The 4,296-nt window shown below is 67.4% G+C and carries 5 protein-coding genes; 3 read left to right on the top strand and 2 right to left on the bottom strand.

What is annotated here, in order from left to right:
* Positions 1 to 210: 210 nt before the first annotated feature.
* The 3 genes from ACL03I_RS39055 (at position 211) to ACL03I_RS39045 (ending at position 2,242) form a co-directional block, all read left to right on the top strand.
* The gene (locus ACL03I_RS39055; RefSeq protein WP_412808606.1) at positions 211 to 495 is read left to right on the top strand and encodes a hypothetical protein; all 285 of its coding nucleotides are present in this window, start codon (positions 211 to 213) and stop codon (positions 493 to 495) included.
* Positions 496 to 855: 360 nt separating this feature from the next.
* On the top strand, positions 856 to 1,683 hold the full coding sequence (locus ACL03I_RS39050) for a hypothetical protein (protein WP_412808605.1): 828 nt from the start codon (positions 856 to 858) through the stop codon (positions 1,681 to 1,683).
* 97 nt (positions 1,684 to 1,780) lie between these two features.
* Entirely contained in the window at positions 1,781 to 2,242 is a 462-nt protein-coding gene (locus ACL03I_RS39045) for a hypothetical protein (RefSeq protein WP_067810747.1), read from the top strand.
* 120 nt (positions 2,243 to 2,362) lie between these two features.
* Here the strand turns inward: ACL03I_RS39045 and ACL03I_RS39040 are convergent, their stop codons facing one another.
* Together ACL03I_RS39040 and ACL03I_RS39035 are read right to left on the bottom strand one after the other, a co-directional pair.
* Complete coding sequence (locus ACL03I_RS39040) at positions 2,363 to 2,767, bottom strand: hypothetical protein (protein WP_157112133.1); 405 nt, start codon at positions 2,765 to 2,767, stop codon at positions 2,363 to 2,365.
* A gap of 5 nt (positions 2,768 to 2,772) precedes the next feature.
* A complete protein-coding gene (locus ACL03I_RS39035) occupies positions 2,773 to 3,645 on the bottom strand; it encodes a DUF6192 family protein (RefSeq protein ID WP_067810765.1) in 873 nt (290 codons plus the stop codon).
* Positions 3,646 to 4,296: the final 651 nt, after the last annotated feature.

The following is a 4,296-nucleotide window of genomic DNA, read 5'->3' as shown; positions in this document are numbered from 1 at the left end:
CCCCCCCCCACCCCCCCCGGCGCCCGACCCCACCCCGGGCCCCTCGTCCACCGCAACCCCCCCCCCCCCCCCCCCGCCCAAGCCTCCGCCCGCGCCGCCCCCGCCCCCGCCCCCACCCCCCCCCCCCCCCCCCCGGGGGGGCGCCCCCCCCCCCCCCCGCCCCGGGGGGCAGTACCGGCCACCTCGACACAGCAAGGAGACACACCCGCAATGACCGGCAACCAAACCACCCCGCCCACCAACCAGCCGCACGAAACAGTCTCCATTGCAGGACAATCAGTCGCGTGCGGCGCGGGCGGTGCGCCAACCGTGCCGCAGCTGCGCGTCGGTGACATCCACCCGGGCGTTACGGTCGCCGACCGCGCCGACATCTGCCGGGAGGGATATCTCGTCGGCATCGATCCCGGCCACTCGGAGGACGTGTATGTCGTTGAATGGGTCGACACCGGCGAATGCGAGGGAATGTCGCTGGACGACCTGACGTGGCCGATCTGAGTACAAACCGATGCCAGCCGCCCGGCCGAAGATTGACGAGGGCGCCTCCGTCCTCGGTGTGTGCCCGGACCAGTCGAGGCTGGCAAGGACAGTGCGGGCCGACTCGGTCGTGCCCGCGCCGCCCTCGCGCGGAGAAGTCGAATTATTCTCGCATTTTTGGAATTTCGGCGATAGCCGAGAGGAATTGCGGGACGCAATTTTATTTCACGACCCGCTTGACATCGGCACGGGTACCGAGCGTCCATAGGAGCGGGAACGACGCCGAACCCCCCGGGGATTTTTCCCGATCCGGCGTGGTTTTCCGTCCCGGCCGGGACATGACCGAACACCCGAACCCCGTCATTCATGGAGGGACCTGTCATGTCCACACGTAAGAAGAAGACCCCCACCACGCGCCCGGCACCGGACACCACCGACCCGACCCACGCCGCCGCTGCCGCCCCGGCAGGTGAACCGGGTACGCCCGCGTTGGGCACCGACACCGAGAAGGCAGTGTGGGCGGTGCTGGGCGACAATCCCGGATTCACCATCGATGAACTGGCCGGTGCCGCCGGTATCTCGGCTTCGACCACCCGGCGCATCCTGACCGGGTGGGAAAGCGTGGGCACCGCCCGGTCCCACCGTAATGCGGAGAACCCGCGCGCGGCCAAGACGTGGACCACCGCCGAACCGACCACCTCCGCCGAACCCGCCGCGCCTGAACCCGCTGACACGGCCCCCGCCGACATGGGCGCACCCGATGCCGCCGAACCGGTGGAACCGGCCGCCGATGACGCCACCGAACCCGAGACCGGCTCCGCGCCCGCGGAATCCGACGCGACGAACCGACCCGATAGCGGCACCGCGCCCGCTGACCCCGGCCCGGACGCGGCACTGCCGGAATCGGCCCCTGCCGCCCCTACGGCCGACGAAACCGCCGTACCCTCCACCGATGGCCCGGCACCGACCCCGGACGCGGCAGCGGGCGGACCCGAGACGACCGAGCGGCTGGCTTCGGGGGCGTTGCGGGGGCTGGTCGAGCAGTGGCTGCACGATCACGCGGGCGAGGAGTTCACCCCGCACCAGATCGGCAAGGCCCTCGGCCGCTCAGCCGGTGCCGTGCACAACGCGCTGGTCAGCCTCACCAAGAGCGAGATCTCCCGCCAGACCTGCGCGGCCCCCAAGAGATTCGCCCTCGCCGAGGACTGACTCTCGTAGGTGCCCAGGGGCCGGGGGTTCGCCTCGGCCCCCGGGGCACCAGGCGGTCACGTTCGACTCGTTCGTCATTTTTCTTGAAAGGTTTCTCATGTACAGCGCTTCCACCTCGGCCGCCGTCGCGGCGGCACTGCACCGTGTGTTCGCGTGCTCCCCGCACGCCGCCGACAGCCTCGAGTTGTGGCTGGCGGTCACTGCCGAGGCCTCCCACCAACTCGCCACAACCACTGAATCCTCTGCGGGGCCGTTGGTTCCGGTGTTCGCCTGCTACCGCAATCAGCGCACCGAGGCCGACTATCACCTCGCCACCGCCGCCGTACGCATCACGACCGGGCCGCTGAGCGGCATCACCTACACCGACCCCGACAGCGCGGCCCGCGCTATCGTCACCGCCTACCCGACCCCAGCCCCCGACATCGACTGGGGCGGCGAGGAGCGCGACGTCGTCGAGTTGCTGCCCCTGGTTCCGACCTGGCGATTTCGCCTCATTACCGACCCGGCCCCACAGGATCGGCCCGTCGAGCCGCCCACCGCGACCCCGATGAACGGCTAGCCTTCCCGCACACTGAAACGGCCGGTGGGGCCGAGCAGATGCTCGGCCCCACCGGCCGTTCGTCGTCTGACCGGGCAGGATGGGACTTCCGGTTGCGATCCGGGCTACAGCGACCGGCCGTCAAAGCCGAGACACGGCTTCGAGCATGGCTCTAACTCCATTGACCTGGTCCAGGAACAGGCGGATCCAATCATCGTCGGGGCGTCGCTCGGCGTGCGGCGCAGCCGTGCCGGTAATCAGCCGCTTGGTGCGGGTATAGAGAGTGTGCACAATGGATCGTTCCTGGGCGATCCAGTCGTCCACGTCGTCGGTCATGCCGTGCCCTCCCGCGCGCCGCCAGGTGAGCGGTTGCATACGTTCGAAGGCACCGGTGTCTTTGATCCATGCCAGGCCGGTGCGGACCTGGCTTAGGGTGAGCCCGGTCGTGGCGGCGAGCTGTTGTGTGGTCAAGCGTGCCGGTCTCGCTTCGAGCAGAGCTGCCAGTACTCGTTCGCCGGTGATGTGCTTTGGCAGTCGCTTCGACATGATGTTCACTCCTCCGATAGGAGGCGAGCCAGCCCCTCGTCCAGGGACACATCGCCGGTATCGACAGCGGTTTCGATCCAATCCGTGGTGCTCCGCACTCGCGCGGTGTTCATGTGGATCGTTGCGCGTTCGGCGTCGGTGAATTCGTGGCCGCGCAACGTGGGAACGATGCGTCCGGCCGCGGCGACGAACTGAGCGCACATGCCGACCAGCTCGATGTACTCGGCGCCGTGTTCGAGCTTCCTGATCACGGGATGGCGCTGGCGGGCGCGTTCGTTCGATTGCCGCGCACGGTCGACCTGCGCGGTGTTAACGGCGTGGCGAGCGGTGTGGTCGGCCATCGCCTCGAACGCGACGTTCGGCCGGTTGAGGAAGTTGCGTGTCACTGTGGTGGCGACCGAGTCGTCCTTGGCCAGTTCGTGGATTCGATCGACCTTCTCCTGCGCGGTCCTGGGCACGGGAGCCTTCCAGCCGACGTAGCGGCAGGCACTCTCGTAGTTCCAGCGGTCCTCGCCGTCCGGGGGGTGCTTGATCACCTCGTAACGATCGTCTTCGTCCAGTCCGGCAAAGACCCTGTGGATGTAGTGGGAGACCCCTTTGCGACGTTTCCCCTTCGGCCACCGTGAGGACACCCACCGATAGGTATTGAGTGTCGCCGGGGGGATGCCGATGTCGTTGGCGAATCTTTCGATGCTGTAGGACACCGTCATCAACGGTTCGCTGGCGTGTGCTCCGCCATACTGTTGCATCGGAGCAACCTTCAACGCGTCGTCGCCGAGTCCGAACTGCGCGTGCGACTGCTGCTCGACGAGCCCGCGCGCATGCTGAACCAATCGCTGGTACTGCCGTTCGGTGACGTTTCCGATCTTGGTGGGCATCGCCACCATCTCCTTGATCTTGCCTGACCGTTCGCCGATCGCCCACCTGGCGGATCCGTCGCATTGCGCTGGAGCCGGAGGCTATGCGAGCGCGAACGGATAACGAATAGGCCGGACCAATTATGCGCGCAGCCTACCGCTGCGGCAAGCATGAATGTCGCATGTTTTCCCAGGTAGAGGCTAGTTTTAATGAGTTGCGGCCAGCCGTTCGGGATACAGTCACCGTGACACCTGCGCCGAACGTCTTCGTCGCCACGCGCGCGTGCGGCAGCGGTGGGAGCAGTAGATCGCCGACGAGCGATGATCCAGTCCGATCACCCACGTCCGTCGACACTCGGGGCAGGTTGCCCGCGGTGCTGCGCGGTTGTGGATAGCCCTGACTCGGCTTCGAGTCTGCTGAAACCACCGCCAGTGACGCGCCCGGCAAGCCGAAGAGCAATACAGGGCGTCAGCACGAGTGGCCGACGACAGGGGACGGCCGCACGCGTGGCAGAACCGCCTATTCGCTGGCGTGGTTGTTGAGCTTCGATCGGCCAACCGGCCATCTCCTCGCTTCGAGGACATCAACCGACGCTACCCCGGCACGGCGAGGCCACAAGCCGTGGTTTCTCGTCGTGCCGGTTATCTCGGTGTCAATACCGATCGAATGTG

Origin of the sequence: Nocardia sichangensis, assembly GCF_047200615.1 — a bacterium.
Lineage (GTDB): Bacteria > Actinomycetota > Actinomycetes > Mycobacteriales > Mycobacteriaceae > Nocardia > Nocardia sichangensis.
Note: the sequence above shows the minus strand (reverse complement) of the source record. Positions and strands in the feature narration are given on the sequence as shown.